The sequence below is a fragment of the Serratia grimesii NBRC 13537 genome (genome assembly GCF_001590905.1).
Classification (GTDB): Bacteria; Pseudomonadota; Gammaproteobacteria; order Enterobacterales; family Enterobacteriaceae; genus Serratia; species Serratia grimesii.
In genome coordinates this window covers 40,389-66,636 of record NZ_BCTT01000008.1, presented here as the reverse complement: position 1 = coordinate 66,636, position 26,248 = coordinate 40,389, and the positions used below count along the sequence as shown (strand labels likewise).

The following is a 26,248-nucleotide window of genomic DNA, read 5'->3' as shown; positions in this document are numbered from 1 at the left end:
TTTTCAGAGTGATCAATCGGCAGGAGGGTATATGGCACGGGTATTCATTGTAGGGGCTACCGGGTTGGTGGGGCGCGAATTGTTGCGCCTGTTGCAGGCCGATCCGCAGGTCACGGCGATCGTGGCGCCAACGCGCAAGCCGCTGCCGGCGCATGGAAAATTAGTCAACCCCGTGGGTGATGACCTGTTCGCACTACTGACAAAGCAGGAGCAGCCGGTCGATATTGTTTTCTGTTGCTTAGGCACCACACGACGTGAGGCAGGCAGCGATGCTAATTTCCACTACGTCGACTACACACTGGTGATCGAAAGCGCGTTGACCGGCCGGCGGTTGGGCGCCCAGCACTGTCTCGTTGTCAGTGCGCTAGGGGCGAATATCCGTTCCACCTTCCTCTATAACCGTACTAAAGGGGAGATGGAGCAGGCATTGCGTGAGCAAAACTGGCCGCGACTGACGTTGGTGCGCCCATCGATGTTGTTGGGCGAGCGTTCATCGCCACGTTTGCTTGAACGTATCACCGCGCCACTGTTCACATTGTTACCCGGCAAATGGCGCGCAGTTGCCGCAAAAGACGTGGCGCAAACGCTGTTGGAGCAGGCGTTCAGCCCCGGCAGCGGCGTTAAGGTATTGGAATCCGATCGGCTGCATTGCTTTCACAGCGCACACTGAGATTATCGAACGCCAGCTCCAGGTCGAGTGGTAATTCGTTATCCATCAGCCACAGATCGAGATGATGGCTGATATGCGTAAGCAAAGTGCGGCCTGGCTGCAGGCGCTGCTGAATCTCCAACGCGCGGGTTAAATCGTTATGATTACGTGGCATCTGGGGTTGGGGCGGCAGACTACAGTCGAGTATCAGCAAATCCAGCGGTACCTGGCGCAGGAAAGCGTCGGTATCCGGCGGCAAACCGACAGTATCGGTCAGGTAGGCCAGCGATTTCCCTGCGGCCTGGATCAGATAACCCAGTGTGAGTTTCGAATGATGCAGAGGCAGCGGCGTGACGAGCAATCCTCCCAACTCAAGGGTTTCGAAAGGTTTGAACGGAGGTTGAAATGCCAGAATACCGGGGTGCTTAAAGAGATCATCGCAACCCTGTTCATCTGCCGGACCGTACACGGGGATGAAATTTCCGCACCCCCAACGCAAAGGAAATAACCCCTGTACGTGATCCATGTGGTAATGTGTCAGTAAAAAACGTTGAATTTCCCCCGCCGAAAAGCGCCGTTCTAACGACGGTAATCCTGCATCCAGCAAGGTCGTTTCTCCCTGAAATTTAAGCATCGCGCTGCAAGGTCTGCGCCTGAATGCAGGCTCGCGTCGCGCCCGCTGACAGACTAAACAATCGCAACCAAACACGGGGATCTGTTGCGCGCCGCCGGTACCGAGAAACGTCAGTTGCATGTCGTCACTCCCATCCTCTTTGCCTTTCACGCCACAGCCTTGTTGGCTGCAACGTGAAATTCATTGGGTAAGATTGATAAGGCTCTAGAGATATTTTTCTGCAAAGGCATGAATGTCGCGAAAATCTGCCAGCCGTTGCTGTAGCGTCTGATGATCCCAATGCCACCACTGGCTACGTTCGATACGTTCAATCAGTGCATCATCAAAACGCATGCCGATCTTTTTGGCCGCCACCCCGGCGACAATCTCATAAGGGGCCACATCCTTGGTCACCACGGCGGCACTACCAATTACCGCACCGTTGCCGATGCTGACGCCGGGCATCACGATGGCGTTATGGCCGATCCACACATCGTGGCCTATGGTCACATGGTGCTCACGTCGCCAGTCGAAAAATGCCTCGTCATCTTCACCCAGATCGTACTCTGAAGCACGGTAGGTGAAATGATGTTGGGCGATGCGTTGGTAGGTTGGGTGGTTGCCAGGATTGATGCGTGCGTAAGAGGCGATTGACACAAATTTGCCGATGGTAGCGTAGAAAATCTGGTTATGTCCGGCAGTGTAGGAATAGTCGCCCATTTCCACTTCTTCCAGAATCGCGTCATCAGCCAGGTGGACATACTGACCGAGTCGACTGCGGGTTAGGGTTACGTTGTCGCCGATTCTCGGTTGTGCAAAGTCGCTCATAGTATGGCGTCCTGAGGGTATTTTGTGGATGAAGGAAGCAGCGCGAAAAGCGCTGCCAAAGTGTCATCGAGGTTGCCGTCGTTATCCAACAAACGGCAATGGGTGGGCAGATGCTGTTGATACTCCGCTGCCCGTACCAGTCGCTGCTCGATCTGGTCGGCACTTTCACGTCCACGGTTCTGTAGACGCTGACGCAGAATATCGGTGCTGACTTGCAGGCACACCGGCAGCAGTTGTACACCGTAGCGCTGCTGCGCCTGCGGCAGGTGGGCGCGCGAACCATTGACCACCACGTCGATCCCCTGAAGTAACCAGAGATCCACCTCGATCCCAAAGGCGTAATGGTGTTGGTGCGCTTGCCAGTCGAGGGCAAAAAGCCCCTTGGCACGGCGGCGCAGGAACTCCGGTTCGCTAAGTGCAATATGGTTCTCGCAGCCGGCGTCTGCCGGTCTGGTGATATAGCGGTGCGCGACCAGCGGCGCGTTATCAGCATCGGCACGCAGTGCAGCCAGCAGGCTGTCTTTACCCGAGCCGGAAGGCCCCACCAGATAGATAAGATGCGCCATCAGAACACCTGCTTGCCCTGGCGCCACACGTTTTGCACGTAGATGTGCTCGCCGTGCGACCGTGCTAATACCAGATCCGCGCGTAATCCTTCGGCGATGGTACCGCGATCCTGCAAATCCAACGCCCTGGCCGGGTTGCGGGTGATCATCTGTACCGCTTGCGGCAAGTTATAGCCATTGCGCTCATCGGCGGCGATGCGAAATGCTGCATCCAATAGACTGGCCGGGTAATAATCTGAGGATAAGATATCTAGCACCCCCAGCGTCGCCAGATGGTGCGCTGCAACGTTGCCGGAATGTGAGCCGCCACGCACGATGTTCGGTGCGCCCATCAGCACCTGCAATCCTTGTTGGTGCGAAGCAAGGGCAGCATCTTCGGTAGTGGGGAATTCGGCAATCACACTACCCAGTGCGCAGGATTCGTTGACGTGGGCGGCGGTAGCATCGTCGTGGCTGGCGAGCGAAATTTTACGCGCCCGACAATGGGCGGCAATGGCTTCGCGATTCGGCGTGGCCCAGCGGCCAGAAAGCTCGACCTGCCGCTCTTCATACTCGCTCATCTGCTGATCATTGAGATGATATTTGCCCTGATAATACTCCCGGTATTTTTCGCGTGAGGCGAACTGGCGCTGGCCCGGTGAATGGTCCATCAACGACACCAGCGACACGCCGGGTTTGTCCATCAGTTGTTCGAACAGCGGCAGGGTACTTTCGTTGGGCAGTTCGCAGCGCAGGTGCAACCGGTGTTCGGCGCGATTGACCCCGGCGCGCTGGCTGTGGATCACCGCGTCGATCATTTTTTGCAGGTTTTCCAGACGATGACCGCCGTCACGTACGTCACCTATCGCCACCGCGTCCAGCACCGTGGTGATGCCGTTGGCCACCATCAGTGCATCATGGCTGCTCATCGCCGAATGCGCTGGCCAGTCGACATTTGGGCGCGGGGTGAAAAACTTGTCTAAGTTATCGGTGTGCAGTTCAATTAACCCCGGCAGCAGCCAGCCGCCTTCGCCGTTCAGTGCTTGTGGCAATTGGCTTGGCGTATCGGCAAAGCTGCGAATAATACCGTCGCTTACCTCCAGCGATCCTTCTACGATCTGATCTTCCAGCACCAGTTTAACGTTATTGATGATCATCAGAGGATCTCCAGCGCCTGTGGCGCCTGCATGTCATATAACCGGTCGGCGACCTGTTGGCGGACGCCTTCGTCATGGAAAATACCGACGATCGCCGCGCCGCGTTGTTTAGCCTGTTCGATCAGCCCGACCACTGCCGCGCTGTTGCGGCTGTCGAGTGACGCGGTCGGCTCATCGAGTAGCAGGATCGGGTAGTCGACAATAAAGCCGCGCGCGATGTTCACCCGTTGTTGTTCACCACCGGAGAAGGTGGAGGGGGCCAACTGCCACAGGCGCTGCGGTACGTTGAGCTGATTGAGCAGCGTCTCGGCGCGTTCGCGGCATTCGGCGCGGTTTACGCCCTGTTCCAGCAGCGGCTGCATCACGACGTCCAGCGCGCTGATCCGCGGGATCACCCGCAGAAATTGACTGACCCAGCCGAGGGTATGGCGGCGAACCGCCAGGATCTGGCGCGCTTCGGCCTGCACCATGTCCAGCCATTCCCCCTGATGATTGACCCAAATATGGCCGCTGTCGGGCAGGTAGTTAGCGTACAGCGAACGTAATAGAGTCGATTTTCCGCTGCCGGAATGCCCGTGCAGCACCACGCATTCGCCACTGCTGACGGTCATGTTGGCATCGTGTAGCACCGGCAGTTGTGTGCCGTGCTGCTGGTGGAGCACAAAGGTTTTACTAAGGTGTTCAACCCGGATTTGAATAGTCATCTGTTATCACCTTGCGTTACGACAGCACCGAAGAAACCAGCAGTTGGGTATAGGGATGATGCGGATCGTCCAGCACCCGGTCGGTCAGGCCACTTTCCACCACTTCGCCCTGTTTCATCACCAGCAACCGGTGTGCCAGCAGACGTGCTACGCCGAGATCGTGGGTAACGATCACCGCCGCCAACTGCATCTCCACCACCAGGGTGCGCAGTAGGTCGAGCAGTCGCGCCTGTACTGAAACGTCCAGCCCGCCCGTAGGTTCATCCATAAATACCAGCTTCGGGTGGGTCACCAGATTACGGGCGATCTGCAATCGCTGCTGCATGCCACCGGAGAAGGTGGTTGGCAGATCGTCAAGGCGCGATACCGGGATCTCGACGTCTTCCAGCCATTGGGCAGCCTGGCGGCGGATGTCACCGTAGTGGCGCTGGCCGATAGCCATCAGACGTTCACCAATGTTGCCACCGGCAGAAACCTTGGGGCGTAGCCCGTCGAGCGGATGCTGATGCACCACGCCCCAGTCGGTGCGCAGCAAACGGCGGCGATCGCTTTCCGCCATCGCGTACAGGTCGTGCTGTTGTCCGGCTTGCGGACGGTAGATGATCTGTCCATTCTGCGGCGCCAGCCGTGCAGAGATCGATTTCAGTAGCGTGGTCTTGCCAGATCCAGATTCACCGACGATGCCCAGCACTTCACCGGGATAAATATCGAAAGACACATCGCTAAAACCTTTGCCGGGTGCGTACAGGTGAGTAAGGTTAGCCACCGACAGTAGCGGTGTGGTGCTCAAAGGGGTGGAAGTCATCAGTGCTGCACCTTTTGCGAAGGTTGCGCCAGTTGCTGCTGGCAGTAATCGGTATCTGAGCAGACGAACATGCGGTTGCCCTGGTCGTCGAGCACCACTTCATCCAGATAGCTGTGGCGTGAGCCGCACAGCGCACAAGGCTCGTCCCACTGTTGTACGCTGAACGGATGATCGTCGAAGTCCAGGCTCTCTACCTTGGTAAAGGGTGGCAGGGCATAGATACGTTTTTCGCGCCCAGCGCCAAACAGCTGTAATGCGGGCATCATGTGCATCTTCGGGTTATCGAATTTCGGTATCGGCGACGGGTCCATCACGTAGCGGTCATTGACCTTTACCGGGTAGGCATAGGTGGTGGCGATATGACCGTAGCGCGCGATGTCCTCATATAGTTTCACCTGCATCACGCCATACTCTTCCAGTGCGTGCATCTTGCGGGTTTCGGTTTCACGCGGTTCGATAAAGCGCAAAGGTTCGGGGATCGGCACCTGATAAATCAGGATCTGGTCCTCGCGCAAGGCGGTTTCTGGAATACGGTGTCGGGTCTGGATCAGCGTAGCCTCCGGCGTGCGTTCGGTGGTGGCAACCCCGGCGACACGCTGGAAGAAGCGGCGGATGGAGACGGCGTTAGTGGTGTCGTCGGCCCCCTGGTCGATCACCTTCAGCACGTCGGCGCGGCCAATCACGCTGGCAGTCAACTGAATACCACCGGTGCCCCAGCCGTAGGGCATTGGCATCTCACGGCCGCCGAACGGCACCTGATACCCGGGGATCGCCACCGCTTTCAAAATAGCGCGGCGGATCATACGTTTGGTCTGTTCGTCCAGATAGCCAAGGTTATAGCCGGTTAATACTTCACTCATCGCGGACCTCCTGACGCTCGCTAAACTCCTGCCGCAGACGTTTGAGCAATTCCAGTTCGGCCTGGAAATCGACGTAGTGTGGCAATTTGAGATGGGAAACAAAGCCTGCGGCTTCGACATTGTCGGCATGGGCCAGAACGAACTCTTCGTCTTGCGCCGGGCTGGCGATGCCTTCGTCGTATTCAGGGCTTTGCAGAGCACGGTCCACCAGTGCCATCGCCATTGCTTTGCGTTCAGCACGGCCAAACACCAGGCCGTAGCCGCGGGTGAAATGTGGTGGTTGGTCTGCTGGGTCAATGAAACCGTTGACCATTTCGCACTCGGTTAACAGGATCTCGCCGATATCTACGGCGAAACCCAACTCTTCGGGCACTATCTCGACGGAAACATAACCCGTGCGGATTTCACCGGCGAACGGATGGGTACGGCCGTAACCACGCTGAGTGGAATAGCTCAGTGCCAGCAGGAAACCTTCGTCACCACGTACCAACTGCTGTAAGCGTGCCGAGCGGGAGCAGGGGTAAACCGGAGGATTGCGGGTGATATCATCCGGCGTGCTGCCGTCATCCTGTTCCGCCAGTGCTAACTGCTGCTGGCTGAGCAGACTGAACACGTGCGCGCAGTTCTCTGGCAAGGGTTCGTCGGCATGGGGTGCACGCGGCGCTTCACCTTCCGCCAACAGGGCAAAATCCAGAAGGCGGTGGGTGTAATCGTAGGTGGGGCCCAGGACCTGCCCGCCGGGCAAGTCCTTGTAAACCGCAGAGATACGGCGTTCCAGCCGCATATTAACGGTCTCTAAAGGTTCGCTGACCGCCAGCCGTGGCAAGGTGGTGCGATAGGCGCGCAGTAAGAAAATCGCCTCGACCAGATCACCGCTCGCCTGCTTGATCGCCAGTGCTGCCAATTCCGGGTCGTAGATACCCCCTTCGGTCATCACGCGATCTACCGCTAATCCCAACTGTTGTTCAATTTGTTGGGTGCCGAGCGCCGGTACGCTGTCGTCACCGCGTCGCAGTTGCTCTTGTAACTGATGGGCGGCCTCAATGGCTTTTTCGCCCCCTTTAACGGCAACGTACATCAGCACACCTCCACGCGGGTGGTCCGCGGTAACGCCAGAAGACGTGCACCGCAGGTCAGTAGAAAGTCCAACCCTAGCGGGAAGCGCTGCGGGCGGTTGATGAGATAGTCCAGTAGTGCTGGAGGTAACGACGGTGAGATAATCCGTTGATGTTCAATGCCGGGGCCGGTGAGTCGCAAAGCTGCGCCCTGTTCCAAACTCTCGAGCTGCACCACGACGGTGGTACTGAATTCGGGGGAGATCTCACTGCCGTGCGGCAATGCTTGTAAATCAGTGGCTTGCAGTTGCGCATCGAACAGGGCAAAACACACCTGATCAGCCTGTGTCGCCATTGGTGCACCGCTATGGAAGCGAATGTTTGTTAGCACTTGCTCACTTTCTAGCGCTGAACACAGTTGCAGTGGGGTCTCCTGATCCGCCAGCGTCAGCAGTGCGGCGGTACTGGCGGCATTCAATGTGCCCCAGGCCGGGCTGCCCGGAAGCGTGACGACATGCCCTGGCTCGCTTAACGCCTTAAGAATCAAACGGAAAGCTTGTTGCGATTGTTCTATCGGTTGTGCAAAACCTGTCAGTAGGCTCATTGGTTAATCCCCTCGCACCAGCGTAAAGAAGTCCACCCGGCTGGACGCAACTGCCCGCGCGCGCAGCTGGCGCTGTTCATGCTGTAGGGCAGCCAGCGGCTCAATCAGTTGTTGTTGCAGTAACTCGGCTTGATCTGGCTGTTGCAGCAGAGCATCTGCCAGTGCGCAGAGTTCGGCATGTGCTTTGTCACGTCCGGCGATATAGCTGTAGCCGTAACCGCCGTTTTCCAGTTGCACCACCGCACGGGTGACCGTCATATCACCCAATACAAAGCGGCGGCCGGTAGCGCCCATGCGCCCTTGTAACTGCGCAAGGCCAATCTCTGGTGCGCGAATGGTTTGGAAGCGCGGGCTGAGGTTCAGCGCCTGCCAGTGACTGCGTAGCTGGGCGGGTTGGCTGTGCGCCAGTACTGACATCCAGCGTTGTCTAGGCTGTAAGGCTTGCATTCAGTGCTCCATCGTCAGTTCAATCATGTCGGCGCGCGCCAGGCTGACGGAGTATTCCGCCACGTTGTCACTGCCGGTGCAGACGTTCAGGGTGCGCACGCACAGCAGCGGCGCGTGGGTGGCTATCTCCAGCAGTTGACTCTCTTTGGCCTGAGCGCGGCGGGCACTGATACGCGTCTGGCTGCGGGTCAGCGGCTGGTGGATGTTGAGTTCGATAAATTCGTGCAATGAGCCGCTATGGAACTGCTGTAACGCAGGCCACCAGTCCAGATCGGGCAGATAATGGTCGATCAGGCTCATCGGCACGCCGTTGACCCGACGCAGGGTACGCAGGTGGATCACCGTTTCGCCTTCTTCACGCGACAGTGCACTGGCAACATGCCCATTACACGGGCGTAATACAGCGAGTAAGCGCTCACTGGTGGGGTGGCTGCCCTGCTCGAACAGGTTCTGACTGAACCGGGTATTGGCATGTAGCGGATAGTCATAGGGGCGCATCAGCACCAGAATGCCGATACCGTGTCGGCGTTGCAGCCAGCCGCGATCCACCAATTGGTCGACTGCGCGGCGAAGGGTATGGCGATTTACCTGATAGCGCTCCGCCAGTTGCTGTTCGGAAGGCAGATAGTCGCCACAGCGGTATTGGGTACGCAGCTCTTGCTCAAGCTGCGCGGCGATTTGCTGGTAGCGGGTAGGGAAACTGGTCGGATGTCTAGATAAGTCCATCATAATAAAAACCTCGGCGTGCCGAATGCTCATTAAAATCTATGGGATGTCAGTTTTTCTTACAGTGCTTGTGCTGCTCACAACGCTACAGCGTGAAAGGCGACGGGTATGTCCCGTGGTGAAGTTGGCATTATCTTGCCGGGGCCAGATGACAATCGCGTTACGCATCGGTGGCGAACAGATGAACTATTTTGGACAGACTGATGATGCGTACTGGCCTACGTCGCGCTAAGCTGACGCCATTGATGACTGAACCGAGCCAATCCCATGCCACATCCCCTGACTGCAACTGAAAACCGTGCCCGCCCCTGGCCATTGTGGAAACCGATTCTGTTTCTGCTGGTGATGGCCGTTGGTCTTTACTACGTCAAATGGCAGCCTTATTACGGCAAGGCCTTTTTGGCTGCCGAAACGCACTCGATCGGCAAATCGATACTGGCTAATGGTGACAACAGCCCGTGGCTGGCGGCCTGGCACTATGCGCTGATCTATTTCACTGCGGTGTGGAAAGCGGCGGTGCTCGGTGTGGTGTTGGGCTCGCTGGTGCAGGTATTAATCCCGCGTGATTGGTTGATGCGTACATTGGGACACCCACGGTTTTCCGGCACCTTGCTCGGCGCGGTGATCGCACTGCCGGGCATGATGTGTACCTGCTGTGCGGCACCGGTTGCCGCCGGGCTGCGCCGTCAGTCGGTATCCAGCGGCGCGGCGATGGCATTCTGGCTCAGTAACCCGGTGCTGAACCCGGCGACGCTGATTTTTATGGGCTTCGTGCTCGGCTGGCAGTTTGCCGCTATTCGGCTGGTGGCCGGGGTGATGATGGTATTGGGTATTGCCTGGCTGGTGCAGCGCGCGACTGCCAACGACCCGCAACCCGCCGCATTGCAAATGCCGGTGATAGCGCTGGAGAAAATCGAGGAGCAACCTTTCTTCGGGCGTTGGCTGAAGGCGCTGTGGTCGCTGTTTTGGTCAACCATACCGATTTACATTTTGGCGGTGTTGGCGTTGGGTGCGGCGCGGGTCTGGTTGTTCCCGCATGCTGATGGCGCGATAGATAACAGTGTGCTGTGGATTATTGGGTTGGCGATCGCCGGTTGTTTGTTCGTGATCCCTACGGCGGCGGAAATTCCGATTGTGCAGGCGATGATGTTGGCTGGCATGGGCACGGGGCCGGCGCTAGCGTTGTTGATGACCTTACCGGCGGTCAGTGTGCCTTCACTGCTGATGCTGAACAAAGCCTTTTCCGCTAAAGCTCTGATTCTGACGGCGGCTTTAGTGGCACTGTGTGGGATCGTGACAGGCGTGGTGGGAGTGTGGCTGGTGTAAGGTGAGAAAGGCGCAGCTTACAGGCTGCGCCCTTGAAAACAGTCAACGCAGCTTATGCACCACCTGATTGGCGCTGCCGCGCCAGATCAATGCCGGGTCTTTTAAGTCCTGCACAAACTTGCCGTCAATCAGCACGTTAATCCGATCCACTACCTGCATTTGCTGTTCATCCAGTTCAGCTAGCCGATAGCCCGTCCACAGCCAAATATCCTTGCCGGGGCACTCGGCATGCACTCTTTTCACCAATTGCAGCACCGCCGGGATATTGGCCGGATGCAGCGGATCGCCGCCGGACAGCGACAGGCCCTGGCGCGGAATACGCGTGTCGTTAAGGTCGGCAATCACTTGGTCTTCGATCGCTTGGGTAAATGGCTGCCCGGAATTGAGCCGCCAGGTGCTTTTGTTGTAGCAGCCAGGGCACTGGTGTACGCAACCGGCAACAAACAGCGTGCAGCGAGTGCCAGGGCCGTTGACCACGTCGATGGGATAGTACTGGTGGTAGTTCATATTTCGCTTTCTGATAGTAGGGGCTCAGCATGCTGAGCCCTGATGTATCGCTGCCCGACGTTAGCCGATCTGTCCATTCCCCAGGTGTTTCACCCGGCGTTTCACTTCTTCCTGCTTGCCTGCGTTGAACGGTCTGGCATCCGGGCTACCGAGGTAGCCGCACACCCGACGCGTAACGGACACCTTGGATGGCTCGTGATTACCGCATTTCGGGCAGGTGAAGCCTTTGCTGGTACAGGAGAATTCGCCGGTAAAGCCACACTCGTAGCACTCATCGATCGGCGTGTTGGTACCGTAATAAGGCACGCGGCTGTAGCTGTAATCCCATACATCTTCCAGTGCTTTCAGGTTGTGTTGCAGGTTCGGGTATTCGCCGTAACAGATGAACCCCCCATTGGCCAATGGCGGGTAAGGCGCTTCAAAATCCAGCTTGTCGTACGGATTGACCTTTTTCTCTACGTCCAGATGGAAGCTGTTGGTGTAATAGCCCTTGTCGGTGACACCCGGCACCACCCCGAAATCAGCGGTATCTAACCGGCAGAAGCGATCGCACAGGTTTTCGCTTGGCGTGCTGTACAGGCTAAAACCGTAGCCGGTTTCGGCTTTCCAACTGTCGGTAGCAGCCCGCAGATGCGCAACAATGGCGACCGCTTTGGCACGCAGCGCTTCATCGTCGTAAACATGTTGTTCATTGCCGAATAGTGCATTGATAGTTTCATGCAAGCCGATATAGCCCAGTGAGATCGACGCGCGGCCATTTTTGAAAATGTCGGCAATATTGTCGTCAGCTTTCAACCGCACACCACAGGCACCTTCCATATACAGGATGGGGGCCACGCGGGCTTTGATACCCTCGAGCCGCGCGATACGCGTCATCAGTGCTTTCTTCGCCAGCAGTAAACGTTGATTCAGCAGTTGCCAGAAGCGGCTTTCATCGCCCATAGCCTCTAGCGCAATGCGCGGCAGGTTTAGGCTGATGACACCGATATTGTTGCGGCCGTCGTGCACCAGCTCGCCGTCCTCTTCATAGGTACCGAGGAAGCTGCGGCAACCCATCGGCGTTTTGAACGAACCTGTGACTTTCACTACCTGATCGTAATTGAGGATGTCTGGATACATGCGCTTGCTGGCACATTCTAGTGCCAACTGTTTGATATCGTAGTTTGGATCGCCATATTGGTGGTTCAGGCCGTCGCGAATGGCGAACACCAGTTTAGGGAACACTGCTGTCTTGCGGTTCTTGCCCAGCCCGGCGATACGGTTTTTCAGAATAGACTGTTGGATCAACCGTGATTCCCAGCACGTACCCAGGCCGAATCCGAAGGTGACGAACGGGGTTTGCCCGTTGGCGGTGTGCAAGGTATTGACCTCGTACTCCAATGACTGGAAGGCGTCGTAACACTCTTTCTCGGTGCGTGCCATGGCGTAGCTTTGCGCGTCCGGGATCTGCCACTCTTCGGCGACTTGCCGATGCTTGTTGAAGCTTTCGCTGACGAACGGTGCCAGGATCTCGTCAATGCGGTTAATGGTGGTGCCACCATAAATATGGCTGGCGACCTGTGCGATGATCTGTGCGGTGACGGCGGTCGCGGTGGAGATCGACTTCGGTGGTTCGATCTCGGCATTACCCATTTTGAAGCCGTTGGTCAGCATGCCTTTCAAATCGATCAGCATGCAGTTGAACATAGGGAAGAAGGGCGAGTAATCGAGATCGTGGTAGTGGATCTCGCCGCGCTCGTGGGCCAGCACCACGTCACGTGGCAGGATATGCTGTTTGGCATAATGCTTGGCGACGATCCCGGCCAGCAGGTCGCGCTGGGTAGGGATCACCTTGCTGTCTTTATTGGCATTTTCGTTCAGCAACGCCATGTTGCTTTGTTCCACCAGGCCGCGGATCTCTTGGTTGAGTCGCCCACGCAGTTCGCGTGCCACGTCACGATCGTGACGATATTCGATATAGGCGCGTGCCAGCTGTTTGTATTCGCCGGCCATCAGCTGATTTTCAACCGCCTGCTGAATTTCATGGATATCAACGCGCTGCTGTTGTGACATCCGTTGAGCGACTACGCGGGCGACAGTAGCGCAGTAGTCAGCATCGACAATCCCGGCGGCCAGTGCTGCCCGCTCGATAGCTTGCCCAATGCGTGCCTCGTCAAAAGGTACCTGGCAACCGTCCCGTTTAATCACTACTGGTTTCACGTTGTTACTCCTTGTTCCCCGAGGGAGCGCTGATGCCCGGCAGCCTGAAAGCTATTGGGTATCGGTATGATTTCGGCTTATCCACAGGGCAAAGCCGCAGCGCACAAGGGCTGAGGCGACGTGTGGATGATTTTGTGGATAACTACTACATATAGGTGTTGGTGTTTCTTAATGCACTATATATAGATATTGGCAGGGTTCTTTTGACGTAGGACAAAGAAATTGAAAGAGCGGGCGTTAGCTGTACAAACGTTAATTTACGGCCTGAAAACTCAGGCCGGGCGGTGACGAAAATGCTCTAGCAGGAACTCAACCCAGACGCGTACCCGAGGCGGAAGGTCGGCAGAAGCGTAATACAGCCACAGTTGAGTCGGCTGTGGCCAGCAGCCCGCCAGCACCGGCAGCAGAGTACCTTGCGCAAAATGCTGTTCCGCGTACCAGCGAGCCAGGCAGGCGATGCCTACCCCAGCCAGGGCCGCGTCCAGCAGCATCTCCGGCCGGCTGGCAACCAGGCGACCATGCAGCTCCAGCGTTTTGGCGTCGCCGTGCTGACGCAGAGGCCATTTTGCGTTGCGCCCGGTAGCCGGGTTACGGTGCAGCAGGCAGTTATGTTGCAGTAGATCGTCAGGATCCTGCGGCATGCCGTGTTGCGCCAGATAACCGGGTGAGGCCGCCAGCACCATCTGCATTGAGTATAGGGGGCGCGCCACCAGTCGACTGTCAGGATCGACCCGGCTGCCAATACCTACGTCAAAGCCTTCACCCACCAAATTGACTACTCGCGCATCCAGTGAAAGATCGAGATCGATCTGCGGATAACGCTCGAGAAATTGGGGGATCAATGGCATCAACATTTGGCGGCCGAAGCCGGGGATCATACTGACGCGTACCGTCCCTGATGGCGTTTGCTGCGCACTGCCGGCGGTTTCCAGCGTTGTGGACAGCGCCTGCCACAGCGGAGCGACTTGTTGCAGCAGTGCTTTACCTTCGTCGGTCAGCACCACGTTGTGGGTATTGCGCTGGAACAATCGCAGCGCCAGCTTTTCTTCCAGCACGCGAATATTTTTGCTAATCGCCGCCGGGGTGACACCCAACTGGCGCGCAGCAGCAGAGAAGTTCTGCGCCTGGGCTGCGGTGAGAAACGCCGGCAGCAGGCGATGTACGTCAAAGGGCAGCGGCATAGTGGTTGATACTTTCAGTTGAAATTGAAGTGACAACTAACAGCCTACACCCGGCGTGCAGGAAATGGAAAAATGCGATATCAAATCTTAATCAAGGATCTCTTATGTCGCGTATTCTCGTGTTAACCGCTCACCGTTTCCCTGATGATTCACGTATCAACAAAGCGTTGATCGAAGCACTACGCCCGCTGCCAAACGTGACTATTCACGAACTGATGCGCGCTTACCCGGACTATCAAATTGACGTGGCGCGTGAGCAGGCGTTGTTGCAGAGCCATGATGCGGTGGTGATGTTGTTCCCATTCTACTGGTACAGCTCACCCGCGATCCTCAGTGAATGGCAGGACGCGGTATTAACCCACGGTTTTGCCTACGGTACTGATGGCACCAAACTGCAGGGTAAACCGTTGCAACTGGTGGTCACTACCGGCGGCAATCAGCAGGCCTATACGCCTGAAGGGTATAACCGCTATCCAGTGACAGATTTACTGCGCCCGTTCCATGCAATGGCCAATCTGACCGGCATGGATTACCTGCCGCCGTATCTGGTTCAGGGTGTGTTTGATATCAGTGAGGAGCGTCTGGCGCAAGAGGCTGCCGGTGTGGTGGAATTATTGGAAAAACTGTAGGGCGCAGCAAGCCACGCCCCGACAGTATTAGTCTTCTAACAGCCACCATACGGCTTCGAATGGCCGCAAGGTAGTGGCCTGCGGTTGCGCAGGCGCATTAGCGTAGTTGCTCATTAGCGGGCGCCACAAATCAGACGGCTCTACGCCTTCCGCTTGCCAGGCCAGCGACTCGCGGCTCAGGTTGGCGACAACCAACAGGCGTTGGCCGTTCCAGCTGCGCTGGTAGCACCACAGTGCCGGGTGGGCGGGGGCCAGGTCACGGTAGTCACCGTGAGTCAGCAGTGGATACTGCTTACGCAGGGTGATTAATTGGCGATAGGCGTAAAACACCGAATCCAGATCGGCCAGCGCCGTTTCGGCGTTGATTTGCGGGTAGTTTTCCGCGCAGCTAATCCACGGGGTGCCTTGAGTAAAACCGGCGTTCGGTGCGGCGCTCCACTGCATCGGCGTGCGGCCGTTATCGCGTGATTTACTGGCCAGGATAGCCAGCAGCTCGGCGTCACTTTTACCCTGTGCACTGAGTTCGCTATACATGTTCAGGCTTTCCACATCGCGATACTGCTCTATGGTGTTAAAGCCCGGGTTAGTCATGCCGATCTCTTCGCCCTGATAAATATAAGGTGTGCCCTGCATGCCATGCAGCACCATTGCCAGCATTTTGGCGGCCGGTACCCGCAGCTCGCCTTCATCACCGAAGCGAGAAACGATGCGCGGCTGATCGTGGTTACACCAGAACAGCGCGTTCCACGCCTGATTATGCATGCCTTGCTGCCAGTGGCGGAAAATCTGTTTGAGTTCAACGTAATCAGGCGCGGCCAGTGTCCATTTTTCGCCGCCCGCATAGTCCACCTTCAGATGGTGGAAATTGAAGGTCATCGACAACTCTTCACCACTTTTCGCCGCGTACTGTTGGCAATGTTCCAACGTGGTGGACGACATCTCCCCTACGGTCATCAAGCCGCGTGGCTGGAACACATCCCGGCTCATCTCTTGCAGAAATTCATGAATACGCGGCCCGTCGGTGTAGAAACGGCGACCGTCGCCTTGGTTATCAGAGGGGAAATCCTGCTGCTTGGAGACCAGGTTGATCACGTCGAGACGCAGGCCGTCCACGCCCTTGTCGGCCCAGAACTGACACACTTTCTTCAGTTCTTCGCGTACCGGTGGGTGCTCCCAGTTAAGATCTGCCTGCTCGGTAGCGAACAGATGCAGATAATACTGACCACTGTCGGCGTGCCATTGCCAGGCGTTGCCGCCAAACTTGGAACGCCAGTTGTTCGGCGGTGTGTCGCCTTCGCCGTCGCGCCAGACATAGAATTGACGGAACGGGCTGTTACGATCCTGTGAGGCTTTGAACCACGGGTGTTCGGTCGAGGTATGGTTGAACACCATGTCCATTACGATGCGGATGCTGCGCTGGTGGGCGGCAGCGATCAGACGGTCGAAATCCTCCATGGTGCCGTAGGCCGGATCGATGGCGCAGTAGTCCGCCACGTCATAGCCGTTGTCCACCTGCGGGGAGACATACACCGGCGTCAGCCAGATCGCGTCAATGCCCAGTTCCTGCAGATAGTCCAGCCGCTGGGTTACACCGGCCAGATCGCCGTAGCCATTGCCGGTGCTGTCCTGAAAACTCTTCGGATAGATTTGGTAGATGACACCGTTTTGCCACCAGGGGATTGGATTGCTCATAGTAATACCTTTGAATCGTGACAACGGGCCCGGCTTGGCGGGCCCCTACATTTCAATCAGACCGGCAGCTCACCGCGGCTGGCTTTGCGTTTGTAAACCATGATGGTCAGTACCAGCGGGATAATCACCGCCACCAGGATCGCCACCGTGTAAATCATCCAGAACTGCGGTTTGATCGACAGGATACCCGGCAAACCACCGACGCCGATACCGTTAGCCATCACGCCGTCCAGGCCGCAGATCAGCCCGGCGAAGGCGGAGCCGATCATCGCGCACAGCATTGGGAAGCGGTACTTCAGGTTGATCCCGTACATCGCCGGTTCGGTAACGCCGAGGTAGGCAGAGATGGCCGCCGGTACAGAGATTTCTCGTTCGTTGGCTTTACGGCTGACAATGATAATGCCCAGTACCGCAGAGGCTTGTGCAATGTTAGACAGCGCAATCAGTGGCCAGACCGGGGTACCACCCATGCTCTGGATCATCTGCATATCGATGGCTAGGGTGGTCTGATGCACACCGGTAATCACCAGCGGTGCATACAGGAAGCCAAACAGCGCGGCGCCAATCGGTGCGAAGCTGCCGGTCATCACGGCTTTTACCGCCCAGGCTACGCCATCGCCAATCATGCGACCAAACGGCCCAATAAACGCGTGTGCCAGGAACACTGCCAGCAGCAGTGAAACCACCGGCACTACCACCAGATACAGGTAATCCGGCACGATCTTTTTCAGGCGGGTCTCAATCCAGCCCAGCGCCATACCGGCCAGCATGGAAGGGATAACCTGTGCCTGATAGCCGACTTTCTGAATGGTAAACCAGCCGAAGTTCCACACTTCCGGAATCTGCTGACCGAGTTGATAGGAATTCATCAACTGCGGGGAAACCAGCGTGACGCCCAGCACAATCCCCAGCACCGGCGTGCCACCCATTTTTTTCACTGTGGACCAGCAAATGGCGACTGGCAGGAACATGAAGATGGCTTCACCGAGCAGCCACAGGAAGTCGTAAATGGTTTTCCACGCCGGATGCATCTGCGCCAGCGTTTGGCCGCCGGACATCGGGATGTCGCCGATCACGTTGCGGAAACCGAGGATTAAACCGCCGCTGATCAAGGCAGGCAGCAGTGGGAAGAAGATTTCAGCAAAGTGAGAGATGGCACGTTCGCTCCAGGTCATGTTCTGGCGCGCTGCCACTTTGGCTTGTTCTTTATCTGCTTCATTGACGCCGGTGGTGGCGATCAATGCCTGGTAGTAATCACCGACTTCCGGACCAATCACCACCTGGAACTGACCGGCATTGGTGAAGCAACCTTTGGCCATCGGCAGCTCTTCGATTTCTTTCGGTTTGGCCAGCGCTGGGTCATTGAGAACAAAACGCAGCCTGGTAATGCAATGGCTGACGGTAGCGATATTCTCGCGCCCGCCCACCAGCACAATCAGGCGATCGATATCCTGCTGTTTTACTTTGCTCATTATTAGATACCTTTCTTGGTATGGGACTGCCGCAGAGGTGTTGACTGAGTAATGATCAAAGCTTAGTCATTCCCCTTTTCTTATGGAATGGGAACGTTCCCGGTTTGGGGCGAGGATCACAAAACGATAAAAAAATGACCATTTATCCAGCAGGGAATTTTGAGCGCTGGCCGAAACATCCAGCAATATTATCTTGAACAAGCGCATTGGCGGTTATACTGTCACCCTTAACAATCAATAAGTTGATTGAAATTAGCGCGACGCGTTAGTCCAATACATTATGTGATCGTCGCTACCACGCACTTTTTCAAGGAAGAATGATGACTTTGACATTGCCCCGAATTCTTATTGTTCTCACCGCGTTGTTTCTGAGCGCCTGCACCGGCCAAAAAAGCAGCCCGGAACGCCACGCCCGGCAGGCGATTTATCAGCTGGCGCGAGAGGATTTTTCCCCCGAAATGCGGACGCAAATTCCGGACTCGATAAAAGCCTCTATTCCGTTTTTTGACCAGTTCTATCAAATGGGGAAGGCCGATCGGGCCAAAGGATTGACGCGCAAGCAGGCAGAGCAGCAGGAAGCCTATTTCCGCAGCCCTGAATTCCTCAGCGACATGGGGAAGAAAGGGAAATTTATCAATCAGGAATATTCAGTGGATAACCCGCAAAAACAACGCCAGATCCTGCTGGATTCCGCCGTGGCTACCTACTGGGATGGCTATGAAGGACGGCCTTGAAAGCGGTTATCACGCTACCTAATAGCCCAAGCAAACCCGCCCTTAGGCGAGTTTGCTTGGTACGATGATCTGGCGGATACCCAGTTCGCCGCTGAGCTGGCCTAATAGCTGCTGGGCGGCTTGCAGCCCGGCGCTGCCGTAGCCGAGGTCAACCGAAAACGTTTCAGGGAACAGGAAGTTAAGCAGCGGGGTATTACCGATACCGCAAACTTGCAGTGGGGCAATATGTTGCTGTTGCAGGTATTTGATGGCACCCAGGGCGATGGTGTCTGAGGCGCACACCAGCGCCGTGGTCTGGGGATCGATGACCGAAGCGGCCAGTTGGAAACCACTCTGATAGCTCAGTTCCCCCAAGGCTACGCTTGGGGTTATCCGCTGTTGTTGGCAAGCGTCCAGATAAGCCTGATGGCGGCGCATACCCGTGGTGGCATCCGAAAGTTGTACTCCCAGGTAACTGATGTGCTGGTGGCCCTGTTGTTGAAGGCGTTCCATCAACAGCCGTACGGCACCGTCATCATCGTAGCAAACTGAAGAAAACCCCTCGTATTCGCGAGCCAGCACAACCATCTTGTCTTGCCATGGGCTGAGCATCGCTGCCGTCAGTCCTGTGAAGCCAAATAGGATCACCCCGTCGACGTTACGCTGCTGCAGGACGTGCAGATGCTCTTTCACCAACCGTGTTTCAAACTGACTTTCCATGACGATCGGGTCGAAGCCCTGCTGATAGAGCAGCGGCAACATGGTACGCACTGCCTGGTTTTCCGACGGTGAGTCGAGTCGGGAAACGATAATACCCACCACTTTGTCGCTTTGGCCGCGCATCGCACGTGCCGACTTGGACGGTGTAAACCCCTGCTGACGGATCACCGCTTCTACCCGTTCGCGGGTCTGCGGGCTTACGCTGCCTTCGTTGTTCAACACCCGTGATACGGTGGATTTTCCTACGCCGCTCAGGCGTGCGATGTCCTTGATGGTCAGCCGGTTTTGCATGGTTTACTTGTCGTTTAGGTTAAAAGGCGTAAATTGACGGCGTACGCTGAATGCCCGTCAGCATAGCCTATTTTCCGCAACGGATCTTGGCGCAATAAGGGGATTTGTGTACTGCGCTGAACGGCCGCTCTTGTCGTTCGATCTTTTCATTTACCGGAGGTTATCACCCGTATGGATCCCGATCCGACAGCCTTAGACACTCACTCGGTGATCCGGTAAAACCTGCCCGCTCTGCGCTGCTGTTTTACCGGTGAAGTAAACGGTAACCGGTAGCGCACGCCCGTCGTTCGCTCCTGCTGCTTTTAAAAATACAAGAATCTGCTCCGGCAGAGGCTTTTTGGCGTGTCCGAAAGCCTGGCTGGGGAAAGATCCTGCGTTCACCCGCTGCCGTGAGGCAATGGGCGACGAGGTGCGAAAAAATGAAACTGAAAAATATCCCCCGTCGGCTGCTGGGCCTGCTCAGCCGCAATTTACCGCGCCGTTTGGTGCACCGTGACAGCTTGTTGGACGGCCTTAGCGGCAAAGCGCAAGGGTTGCCCGCCGGCCTGGCGCAGCAGCGTTTAGAATGTGCTGCTGCTGACACAACCCAACTGTACTTGCGCTTTCATAGCCATCCCGAAGGGATTACCGCCCATGAGGCGGATGTGGTGCGTCAGCGCTGCGGTGAAAACATTATCGACGATCAGCAGCAAGAGGCTTGGTGGCAACACCTGTGGCACTGCTATCGCAACCCATTCAATCTGTTGCTGACTGCACTCGGCATGATCTCGTATGCGACGGAAGATCTGACCGGTGCACTGGTGATCGCCCTGATGGTGGTGATCTCGACACTGCTTAATTTCATTCAGGAAGCGCGATCCAACAAGGCGGCGGATGCGCTGAAGGCCATGGTCAGCAACACCGCGACAGTGATCCGCAGTGACGCGTTGACGGGCAAAAGTGAACATATTGAACTGCCAATATCCCAGTTGGTGCCAGGCGATATCATAAAATTGGCGGCAGGCGACATGATCCCGGCGGATCTTCGCGTGTTGTCGGCTAAAGATCTGTTTATCAGCCAGGCCGCACTGACCGGTGAATCTCTGCCTGTAGAGAAAGTTGCCGAGTTGCGCGGGCAGGTGGACGATCCGCTGGAATGCCAAAACCTGTGCTTTATGGGCACCAACGTGGTGAGTGGCACCGCGCTGGCGATGGTGATCGGTACCGGCGGGGATACCTACTTTGGCCAGCTGGCGCAACGCGTCATCAGCCAGGATGAGCAACCGAACGCCTTCCAGAGCGGCATTAGCAAGGTCAGCTGGCTATTGATCCGTTTTATGTTGGTGATGACACCGATTGTGTTGCTGATCAACGGCTACACCAAGGGTGATTGGTGGGAAGCCGCGCTGTTTGCACTGTCGGTTGCGGTGGGGTTAACACCGGAAATGTTGCCGATGATCGTCACGTCGACATTGGCCAAAGGGGCAGTAAAACTGTCCAAACAGAAGGTGATCGTCAAACGTCTGGACGCTATTCAGAATTTTGGCGCCATGGATATTCTGTGTACTGACAAAACCGGGACTCTGACCCAGGATAAAATCGTACTGGAACGTCACACTGACGTCTTCGGTGTCGCCAGTGATCGGGTGCTGCATTACGCCTGGCTAAACAGTTTCTACCAGACCGGGCTGAAAAACCTGCTCGACGTGGCGGTGCTGAGCTGTGCAGAGCAAAATGAACAGCCGGATGTACTGCAACATTACCGTAAGGTCGATGAGATCCCGTTTGATTTTGAACGCCGCCGTATGTCGGTGGTTGTGGCCAAAGACGCGCAATATCACGAGCTGATCTGCAAGGGTGCCCTGGAGGAGATGCTGGCAATTTGCAGCCATGTGCGGCAAGAAGATGAGGTGATCCCGCTGACTGAAGCGCTGCTGACTCGGATTCGGCGTATCACCGACGATCTTAACCAGCAAGGGCTGCGGGTTGTCGCGGTGGCTAACAAGATCCTGCCAGCGCAGGCGCATGAATATAGTGTGGCCGACGAATCGGATCTGATCCTCGAAGGGTATGTGGCCTTCCTCGATCCACCGAAGGAGAGCACGGCGCCTGCACTGGCGGCGTTGAAAAACAGCGGTGTCACGGTGAAGATCCTCACGGGGGACAATGAGCTGGTGGCGGCGAAAGTGTGTAAAGACGTCGGGCTGGCGGCGGATCATGTGCTGCGTGGCAGTGAAATCGAACAGATGGACGATGAGCAACTGGCGCAGGCGGCGGCACGTACCACGGTATTCGCCAAGTTGACGCCGCTGCACAAGGAACGCATCGTCAAGCTGCTGCGCCAGCAGGGTCATGTGGTTGGTTTTATGGGTGACGGCATCAATGATGCGCCGGCGCTGCGTGCGGCGGACATTGGTATTTCTGTCGATTCTGCGGTGGATATTGCCAAGGAAGCGGCGGATATCATTCTGCTGGAAAAAAGCCTGATGGTGCTGGAGCAAGGTGTGATTGAGGGACGTCGTACCTTCGCCAATATGCTCAAGTACATCAAGATGACCGCCAGCTCCAACTTCGGTAACGTGTTCAGCGTGCTGATCGCCAGCGCTTTCTTACCGTTCCTGCCGATGTTACCGCTGCACCTTCTGATCCAGAACCTGATGTATGATATTTCGCAGATTGCGATTCCATTTGATAACGTGGATGACGATCAGATAACGCAGCCGCAGCGTTGGAACTCCGGCGATATCGGGCGCTTTATGGTGTTCTTTGGGCCGATCAGTTCGATCTTCGACGTGTTGACCTTCAGCCTGATGTGGTGGGTGTTTAAGGCCAATACGCCTGAAATGCAGACGTTGTTCCAGTCCGGCTGGTTTGTTGAAGGTCTGCTGTCGCAAACATTGATTGTACATATGATTCGCACACGCAAAATTCCGTTTATCCAGAGTCGCCCTTCGTGGCCGCTGTGTATCATGACGCTGGTTGTGATCACTACTGGTATTGGCCTGACCTTCTCGCCGTTAGCCGGTTTCCTGCAATTGCAGGCACTGCCGCTCGGCTACTTCCCGTGGTTGGTGCTGATCCTGGCCGGTTATATGGTGTTGACCCAGTGCGTGAAAGGCTGGTTTGTGCGCCGCTACGGCTGGCAATAATTCCCGCGCCCCTCTTGCATGCGTAAGAGGGGCATTTGTGATCCAACCCGGCTTTTCGCCCTCACCGTTGGACATCTGCACTGTGCTCAGTCTTTATTTACAGCTTCATTATCTTTTTGCTGTTTTTATTGATTTTTTTCCTCTGAGGAATTTCTGATGCACAGAACCCTGCGCTATACGCTATTGGCTTCATCGTTATTATTGTCTCTGGGCGCACTGGCGCAGCCAGCCGGTGATCTGCCGTTGATGCCCTGGCCGCAACAGGTTGAACTGACTCAGCCAGCAGGCAGGCTGGTGCTGGATCACCGCTTATCAATTAACGTGCAAGGCGACGATTTGGCTGATGCGCAGCAACGTTGGCGGCAGCGTCTTGAGTTGCAAACCGGCTGGACGTTGGCGCCGCAGGCAACAACAGATACGGGCGTGGTCGTTAAGGTCGATATCAAAGATAAGGTGGCGGTGCAGCCGCTGCCGGGCAGTGACGAGAGCTACAAACTCGTGGTGAAACCGGACGGCGTCACGTTGACAGCCAATACCCGTTTTGGCGCGTTACGCGGGATGGAAACCCTGCTCCAGCTGGTACAGACAGATGAGCAGAACACCTTCCTGCCATTGGTAAGTATCACCGACGTGCCACGTTTCCCGTGGCGCGGTGTGCTGTTGGATTCTGCACGTCATTTCCTGCCGGTGGCAGATATTCTGCGCCAGCTTGACGGTATGGCAGCGGCGAAACTCAACGTGTTTCATTGGCATCTGACCGACGATCAGGGTTGGCGCTTTGCTTCAGAGCATTACCCTAAACTGCAACAACAGGCCAGCGACGGCCAGTTTTATACCCGTGAACAGATGCAACAGGTGGTGGCCTACGCGACCGCACGCGGCATCCGGGTAGTGCCGGAAATCGATCTGCCAGGCCATGCTTCAAGCATCGCGGTGGCCTACCCGGAATTGATGAGTGCGCCGGGGCCGTATCAGATGGAACGCACGTGGGGTGTACATAAGCCAACGCTCGATCCGACACGTGATGACGTTTATCAGTTTGTTGACGCCATCATAGGTGAACTGGCCGCGATCTTCCCCGATCCATACCTGCATATTGGCGGTGATGAGGTCGATGCCAGCCAGTGGAAAGAATCAAAAGCCATTCAGAGCTTTATGCAGCAACATCAGTTGGCTGATACCCATGCACTGCAGGCCTACTTCAACCAAAAGCTGGAAAAAATCCTTGAGCAGCACCAACGGCAGATGGTTGGCTGGGATGAGATTTATCATCCGTCTCTGCCACGCACCATTGTTATCCAGTCCTGGCAGGGGCCGGATTCACTCGGTGCCAGCGCGCAGGACGGGTACCAGGGCATTCTGTCCACCGGCTTCTACCTTGATCAACCGCAGAGCACGGCCTATCACTATCGCAATGAGATCCTGCCGCAGCCACTGGGCGTTGCTACCGAGGTGCAGCCCGATGAGAAAGCGCAGAGCTGGCAGTTCAGCATGCCGCGCCTGAAGGGCAGTGCAGTGGAGGGCAGTTTTACCCTGATTGAAGGGAAACAGGGTTGGCGTGGCTTTATCGATTTTAATGGCAAGTCTCGGCGCGCATTGCACGATATTGTCTGGCGTTCTCCACAACAAGTGAGTTTCCGTCTCGATACCTGGATGGGGGATACGCGCCCGGTGTTCACGTTGGATCAAGACAAACTCAGTGGGTATACATTGGTCGGCAACGTACGTTACCCGACCAGCGGCAGTAAGCTGGCCATTGTTCCGGCAGGCAAGATGCCGGTAGTGCCGGGGCTGAAGCAGCAGGCTAATATTCTCGGCGGTGAAGCGGCGCTATGGGCGGAAAACATCAGAGCCCCCATTCTTGATCTTAAACTGTGGCCGCGTGGGTTCGCGGTGGCGGAGCGCTTGTGGTCAGCGCAGGATGTGACCGATGAAAACAACATGTATCGGCGACTGGCGGCGGTTGATGCCTGGTCGGTCGTGTCGGTGGGGTTGCAGCAACATGCTGAGACCGCTCGCGAGTTTACCCGGTTGGCGAACAGCGTGCAGATCGCACCGCTCTACACGCTGGCTGAAGCGGTAGAACCGGGTCAGTACTACACCCGCCAGCATTTGAAATTCAAGGCCGGCAACTACCATCAGTTCGAGCCGCTGAACCGCTTTGCCGATGCGTTACCCCCGGAAAGTAACGCGGTACGCGAGATGGGCCTGCAGGTTGCCGCGTTGGTGAAGGATCGTAACGATCGAGCCGCAGCGTTGGCGTTGCGCGAGCGTTTGCAGCGTTGGCAGTTGAATACCGCCCCGGTAAAAACGGTGATTGCCGGTAACAGGGTGATGCAGGACTTGGCTCCGGTGGCGCAGGATGTCGGCTCATTGTCCACATTGGGTCTGATGTTGCTGGAACGCTATCAGCAAAACAAACCCTTGAGCAAAGCCGAAGCCGGACAGATACAACAACAACTGGATGCAGCCGCACAGATACGGGACGAAGTGGTGATTGCGGCGGTTTATCCGCTGGAAGCCTTGCTGCGTGCCAGCGCGATCGAATAACTTTCTGCCTCGTCGGGCTTTGCTTCGTTGGGCTTTGCATGCGTAGGGGCTCAGCATGCTGAGCCCTCACAAAAACTTACAGCTGCAACGGCGGCAACTGTTTGAAAATGCTGACCAGACCTTCGCCCCAGCCTCTGCGGATGGCGCTGAAATGCGGATGATCTTCAGTGATGCGATATTGTTGAGCACTGCTGAAGCTGTCGCGTGGGTAGATCATCACGTCGAGCGGCAAACCGACCGACAGGTTGCTGCGTAGTGTGGAATCGAGGGAGATTAGCGCGCACTGCATCGCTTGTTCCAGCGGGGTATCGTAATTGAGCACCCGATCAATAATCGGTTTGCCGTACTTACTTTCGCCAATTTGGAAATAGGGCGTATCGCGGGTGGCTTCGATAAAATTGCCTTGCGGGTAGATATGGAATAACCGCATCTCTTCGCCCGTGATCTGGCCGCCAAGCAACAGGCTACAACTGAAATCGGTGGTGCTCCCGCTCTGCTGGGCTTCGCTGTCGCGTTGGATCACTTCACGCACGGTTTCGCCCACCAGCGTGGCGGCTTCGTACAGACTGGGTGCGTTCAATAGATTTAGGCGCTCGGCATCCTTACAGCGGCGCTGTAGCAGGCTAATGATACTTTGGGTGGTTGCCAGATTACCGGCGCTTTGCAGCACCAGCATGCGGTCACCGTCTTGCTGGAACACGTGCAGTTTGCGGAAGGTGGAAATATGGTCCACTCCGGCATTGGTGCGTGAATCGGAAGCAAAGACCAGCCCGGATGATAAGCGCATGGCCACACAATAGGTCATACCACAATCCCTCAAAACAGTACTGGCACACCGCCAAACGCC

Annotated in this window: 24 protein-coding genes; 6 read left to right on the top strand and 18 right to left on the bottom strand. The window is 56.4% G+C overall.

What is annotated here, in order from left to right; genetic code table 11:
- Window positions 1-31: 31 nt before the first annotated feature.
- Entirely contained in the window at window positions 32-670 is a 639-nt protein-coding gene (locus SGR01S_RS11105; protein WP_061807477.1) for an NAD(P)H-binding protein, read from the top strand.
- On the opposite strand, the gene phnP is transcribed toward SGR01S_RS11105, so the two are convergent.
- The 11 genes from phnP to phnF all read right to left on the bottom strand — a co-directional run bounded on the left by phnP (window position 621) and on the right by phnF (window position 8,993).
- Window positions 621-1,403, bottom strand: coding sequence for a phosphonate metabolism protein PhnP (gene phnP, locus SGR01S_RS11100; RefSeq protein ID WP_037423256.1), 783 nt, complete (start codon window positions 1,401-1,403; stop codon window positions 621-623). The two genes, SGR01S_RS11105 and phnP, sit on opposite strands and share 50 nt — an antisense overlap.
- An 84-nt stretch (window positions 1,404-1,487) precedes the next feature.
- A complete protein-coding gene (locus tag SGR01S_RS11095) occupies window positions 1,488-2,090 on the bottom strand; it encodes a DapH/DapD/GlmU-related protein (RefSeq protein WP_037423100.1) in 603 nt (200 codons plus the stop codon).
- A complete protein-coding gene (gene phnN / locus SGR01S_RS11090) occupies window positions 2,087-2,656 on the bottom strand; it encodes a ribose 1,5-bisphosphokinase (protein WP_061807476.1) in 570 nt (189 codons plus the stop codon). The genes SGR01S_RS11095 and phnN overlap by 4 nt, the downstream gene beginning before the upstream one ends.
- On the bottom strand, window positions 2,656-3,792 hold the full coding sequence (gene phnM, locus SGR01S_RS11085) for an alpha-D-ribose 1-methylphosphonate 5-triphosphate diphosphatase (protein ID WP_037426038.1): 1,137 nt from the start codon (window positions 3,790-3,792) through the stop codon (window positions 2,656-2,658). The genes phnN and phnM overlap by 1 nt, the downstream gene beginning before the upstream one ends.
- Window positions 3,792-4,496: a phosphonate C-P lyase system protein PhnL gene (phnL, locus tag SGR01S_RS11080; RefSeq protein ID WP_037426035.1), complete on the bottom strand. Its 705-nt coding sequence runs from the start codon at window positions 4,494-4,496 to the stop codon at window positions 3,792-3,794. Before phnL ends, phnM begins: the two co-directional genes overlap by 1 nt.
- A gap of 16 nt (window positions 4,497-4,512) precedes the next feature.
- Window positions 4,513-5,301 (bottom strand): phosphonate C-P lyase system protein PhnK, encoded by a 789-nt coding sequence (gene phnK / locus SGR01S_RS11075; RefSeq protein WP_037426032.1) that lies wholly within the window; start codon window positions 5,299-5,301, stop codon window positions 4,513-4,515.
- Window positions 5,301-6,161: an alpha-D-ribose 1-methylphosphonate 5-phosphate C-P-lyase PhnJ gene (locus SGR01S_RS11070; protein ID WP_037426030.1), complete on the bottom strand. Its 861-nt coding sequence runs from the start codon at window positions 6,159-6,161 to the stop codon at window positions 5,301-5,303. The genes phnK and SGR01S_RS11070 overlap by 1 nt, the downstream gene beginning before the upstream one ends.
- On the bottom strand, window positions 6,154-7,239 hold the full coding sequence (locus SGR01S_RS11065; RefSeq protein WP_061807475.1) for a carbon-phosphorus lyase complex subunit: 1,086 nt from the start codon (window positions 7,237-7,239) through the stop codon (window positions 6,154-6,156). Before SGR01S_RS11065 ends, SGR01S_RS11070 begins: the two co-directional genes overlap by 8 nt.
- Window positions 7,239-7,820, bottom strand: a complete 582-nt coding sequence (gene phnH / locus SGR01S_RS11060; RefSeq protein ID WP_061807474.1) for a phosphonate C-P lyase system protein PhnH — start codon at window positions 7,818-7,820, stop codon at window positions 7,239-7,241. The genes SGR01S_RS11065 and phnH overlap by 1 nt, the downstream gene beginning before the upstream one ends.
- A gap of 3 nt (window positions 7,821-7,823) precedes the next feature.
- Window positions 7,824-8,267 carry a phosphonate C-P lyase system protein PhnG gene (gene phnG, locus SGR01S_RS11055; RefSeq protein ID WP_037426023.1) on the bottom strand — a complete coding sequence of 148 codons (444 nt, stop codon included), beginning with the start codon at window positions 8,265-8,267 and terminating at the stop codon, window positions 7,824-7,826.
- On the bottom strand, window positions 8,268-8,993 hold the full coding sequence (gene phnF / locus SGR01S_RS11050) for a phosphonate metabolism transcriptional regulator PhnF (protein ID WP_172479798.1): 726 nt from the start codon (window positions 8,991-8,993) through the stop codon (window positions 8,268-8,270).
- A gap of 267 nt (window positions 8,994-9,260) precedes the next feature.
- On the opposite strand from phnF, the gene SGR01S_RS11045 reads away from it, so the two are divergent.
- Window positions 9,261-10,319, top strand: coding sequence for a permease (locus SGR01S_RS11045; protein ID WP_061807473.1), 1,059 nt, complete (start codon window positions 9,261-9,263; stop codon window positions 10,317-10,319).
- A 42-nt stretch (window positions 10,320-10,361) separates the two neighbouring features.
- Here the strand turns inward: SGR01S_RS11045 and nrdG are convergent, their stop codons facing one another.
- From nrdG to SGR01S_RS11030, 3 genes are all read right to left on the bottom strand, one after another.
- Window positions 10,362-10,826, bottom strand: a complete 465-nt coding sequence (gene nrdG / locus SGR01S_RS11040; protein ID WP_037426017.1) for an anaerobic ribonucleoside-triphosphate reductase-activating protein — start codon at window positions 10,824-10,826, stop codon at window positions 10,362-10,364.
- A 60-nt stretch (window positions 10,827-10,886) separates the two neighbouring features.
- Entirely contained in the window at window positions 10,887-13,025 is a 2,139-nt protein-coding gene (gene nrdD / locus SGR01S_RS11035) for an anaerobic ribonucleoside-triphosphate reductase (protein ID WP_061807472.1), read from the bottom strand.
- Window positions 13,026-13,297: 272 nt separating this feature from the next.
- Complete coding sequence (locus tag SGR01S_RS11030) at window positions 13,298-14,206, bottom strand: LysR family transcriptional regulator (protein ID WP_061807471.1); 909 nt, start codon at window positions 14,204-14,206, stop codon at window positions 13,298-13,300.
- 104 nt (window positions 14,207-14,310) lie between these two features.
- Between SGR01S_RS11030 and SGR01S_RS11025 the strand changes: the two genes are divergently transcribed.
- On the top strand, window positions 14,311-14,835 hold the full coding sequence (locus SGR01S_RS11025; protein ID WP_061807470.1) for an NAD(P)H-dependent oxidoreductase: 525 nt from the start codon (window positions 14,311-14,313) through the stop codon (window positions 14,833-14,835).
- 27 nt (window positions 14,836-14,862) lie between these two features.
- On the opposite strand, the gene treC is transcribed toward SGR01S_RS11025, so the two are convergent.
- Both treC and treB read right to left on the bottom strand, forming a co-directional pair.
- Window positions 14,863-16,527, bottom strand: a complete 1,665-nt coding sequence (gene treC / locus SGR01S_RS11020; RefSeq protein ID WP_061807469.1) for an alpha,alpha-phosphotrehalase — start codon at window positions 16,525-16,527, stop codon at window positions 14,863-14,865.
- A 56-nt stretch (window positions 16,528-16,583) separates the two neighbouring features.
- On the bottom strand, window positions 16,584-17,999 hold the full coding sequence (gene treB / locus SGR01S_RS11015; protein ID WP_061807468.1) for a PTS trehalose transporter subunit IIBC: 1,416 nt from the start codon (window positions 17,997-17,999) through the stop codon (window positions 16,584-16,586).
- A gap of 320 nt (window positions 18,000-18,319) precedes the next feature.
- Here treB and SGR01S_RS11010 point away from each other — a divergent pair, with 320 nt between their 5' ends.
- Window positions 18,320-18,733, top strand: a complete 414-nt coding sequence (locus SGR01S_RS11010) for an Exc2 family lipoprotein (RefSeq protein ID WP_061807467.1) — start codon at window positions 18,320-18,322, stop codon at window positions 18,731-18,733.
- A 42-nt stretch (window positions 18,734-18,775) separates the two neighbouring features.
- Here the strand turns inward: SGR01S_RS11010 and treR are convergent, their stop codons facing one another.
- Window positions 18,776-19,723 (bottom strand): trehalose operon repressor TreR, encoded by a 948-nt coding sequence (gene treR / locus SGR01S_RS11005; protein ID WP_037425997.1) that lies wholly within the window; start codon window positions 19,721-19,723, stop codon window positions 18,776-18,778.
- A gap of 419 nt (window positions 19,724-20,142) precedes the next feature.
- Between treR and mgtA the strand changes: the two genes are divergently transcribed.
- Both mgtA and SGR01S_RS10995 read left to right on the top strand, forming a co-directional pair.
- On the top strand, window positions 20,143-22,851 hold the full coding sequence (gene mgtA, locus SGR01S_RS11000; protein WP_037425994.1) for a magnesium-translocating P-type ATPase: 2,709 nt from the start codon (window positions 20,143-20,145) through the stop codon (window positions 22,849-22,851).
- Between the two features lie 156 nt (window positions 22,852-23,007).
- Window positions 23,008-25,401: a beta-N-acetylhexosaminidase gene (locus SGR01S_RS10995; protein WP_061807466.1), complete on the top strand. Its 2,394-nt coding sequence runs from the start codon at window positions 23,008-23,010 to the stop codon at window positions 25,399-25,401.
- 76 nt (window positions 25,402-25,477) lie between these two features.
- Here SGR01S_RS10995 and SGR01S_RS10990 read toward each other — a convergent pair whose 3' ends face one another.
- The gene (locus SGR01S_RS10990) at window positions 25,478-26,206 is read right to left on the bottom strand and encodes a proteasome-type protease (RefSeq protein ID WP_037426375.1); all 729 of its coding nucleotides are present in this window, start codon (window positions 26,204-26,206) and stop codon (window positions 25,478-25,480) included.
- Window positions 26,207-26,248: the final 42 nt, after the last annotated feature.

Bases quoted from the DNA above. Each gene is read 5' to 3' on its own strand.
- SGR01S_RS11105 (WP_061807477.1), top strand. From the start codon at position 32: ATGGCACGGGTATTCATTGTAGGGGCTACCGGGTTGGTGGGGCGCGAA.
- phnP (WP_037423256.1), bottom strand. From the start codon at position 1,403: ATGCAACTGACGTTTCTCGGTACCGGCGGCGCGCAACAGATCCCCGTG.
- SGR01S_RS11095 (WP_037423100.1), bottom strand. From the start codon at position 2,090: ATGAGCGACTTTGCACAACCGAGAATCGGCGACAACGTAACCCTAACC.
- phnN (WP_061807476.1), bottom strand. From the start codon at position 2,656: ATGGCGCATCTTATCTATCTGGTGGGGCCTTCCGGCTCGGGTAAAGAC.
- phnM (WP_037426038.1), bottom strand. From the start codon at position 3,792: ATGATCATCAATAACGTTAAACTGGTGCTGGAAGATCAGATCGTAGAA.
- phnL (WP_037426035.1), bottom strand. From the start codon at position 4,496: ATGACTATTCAAATCCGGGTTGAACACCTTAGTAAAACCTTTGTGCTC.
- phnK (WP_037426032.1), bottom strand. From the start codon at position 5,301: ATGACTTCCACCCCTTTGAGCACCACACCGCTACTGTCGGTGGCTAAC.
- SGR01S_RS11070 (WP_037426030.1), bottom strand. From the start codon at position 6,161: ATGAGTGAAGTATTAACCGGCTATAACCTTGGCTATCTGGACGAACAG.
- SGR01S_RS11065 (WP_061807475.1), bottom strand. From the start codon at position 7,239: ATGTACGTTGCCGTTAAAGGGGGCGAAAAAGCCATTGAGGCCGCCCAT.
- phnH (WP_061807474.1), bottom strand. From the start codon at position 7,820: ATGAGCCTACTGACAGGTTTTGCACAACCGATAGAACAATCGCAACAA.
- phnG (WP_037426023.1), bottom strand. From the start codon at position 8,267: ATGCAAGCCTTACAGCCTAGACAACGCTGGATGTCAGTACTGGCGCAC.
- phnF (WP_172479798.1), bottom strand. From the start codon at position 8,993: ATGGACTTATCTAGACATCCGACCAGTTTCCCTACCCGCTACCAGCAA.
- SGR01S_RS11045 (WP_061807473.1), top strand. From the start codon at position 9,261: ATGCCACATCCCCTGACTGCAACTGAAAACCGTGCCCGCCCCTGGCCA.
- nrdG (WP_037426017.1), bottom strand. From the start codon at position 10,826: ATGAACTACCACCAGTACTATCCCATCGACGTGGTCAACGGCCCTGGC.
- SGR01S_RS11030 (WP_061807471.1), bottom strand. From the start codon at position 14,206: ATGCCGCTGCCCTTTGACGTACATCGCCTGCTGCCGGCGTTTCTCACC.
- SGR01S_RS11025 (WP_061807470.1), top strand. From the start codon at position 14,311: ATGTCGCGTATTCTCGTGTTAACCGCTCACCGTTTCCCTGATGATTCA.
- treC (WP_061807469.1), bottom strand. From the start codon at position 16,527: ATGAGCAATCCAATCCCCTGGTGGCAAAACGGTGTCATCTACCAAATC.
- treB (WP_061807468.1), bottom strand. From the start codon at position 17,999: ATGAGCAAAGTAAAACAGCAGGATATCGATCGCCTGATTGTGCTGGTG.
- SGR01S_RS11010 (WP_061807467.1), top strand. From the start codon at position 18,320: ATGACTTTGACATTGCCCCGAATTCTTATTGTTCTCACCGCGTTGTTT.
- treR (WP_037425997.1), bottom strand. From the start codon at position 19,723: ATGCAAAACCGGCTGACCATCAAGGACATCGCACGCCTGAGCGGCGTA.
- mgtA (WP_037425994.1), top strand. From the start codon at position 20,143: ATGAAACTGAAAAATATCCCCCGTCGGCTGCTGGGCCTGCTCAGCCGC.
- SGR01S_RS10995 (WP_061807466.1), top strand. From the start codon at position 23,008: ATGCACAGAACCCTGCGCTATACGCTATTGGCTTCATCGTTATTATTG.
- SGR01S_RS10990 (WP_037426375.1), bottom strand. From the start codon at position 26,206: ATGACCTATTGTGTGGCCATGCGCTTATCATCCGGGCTGGTCTTTGCT.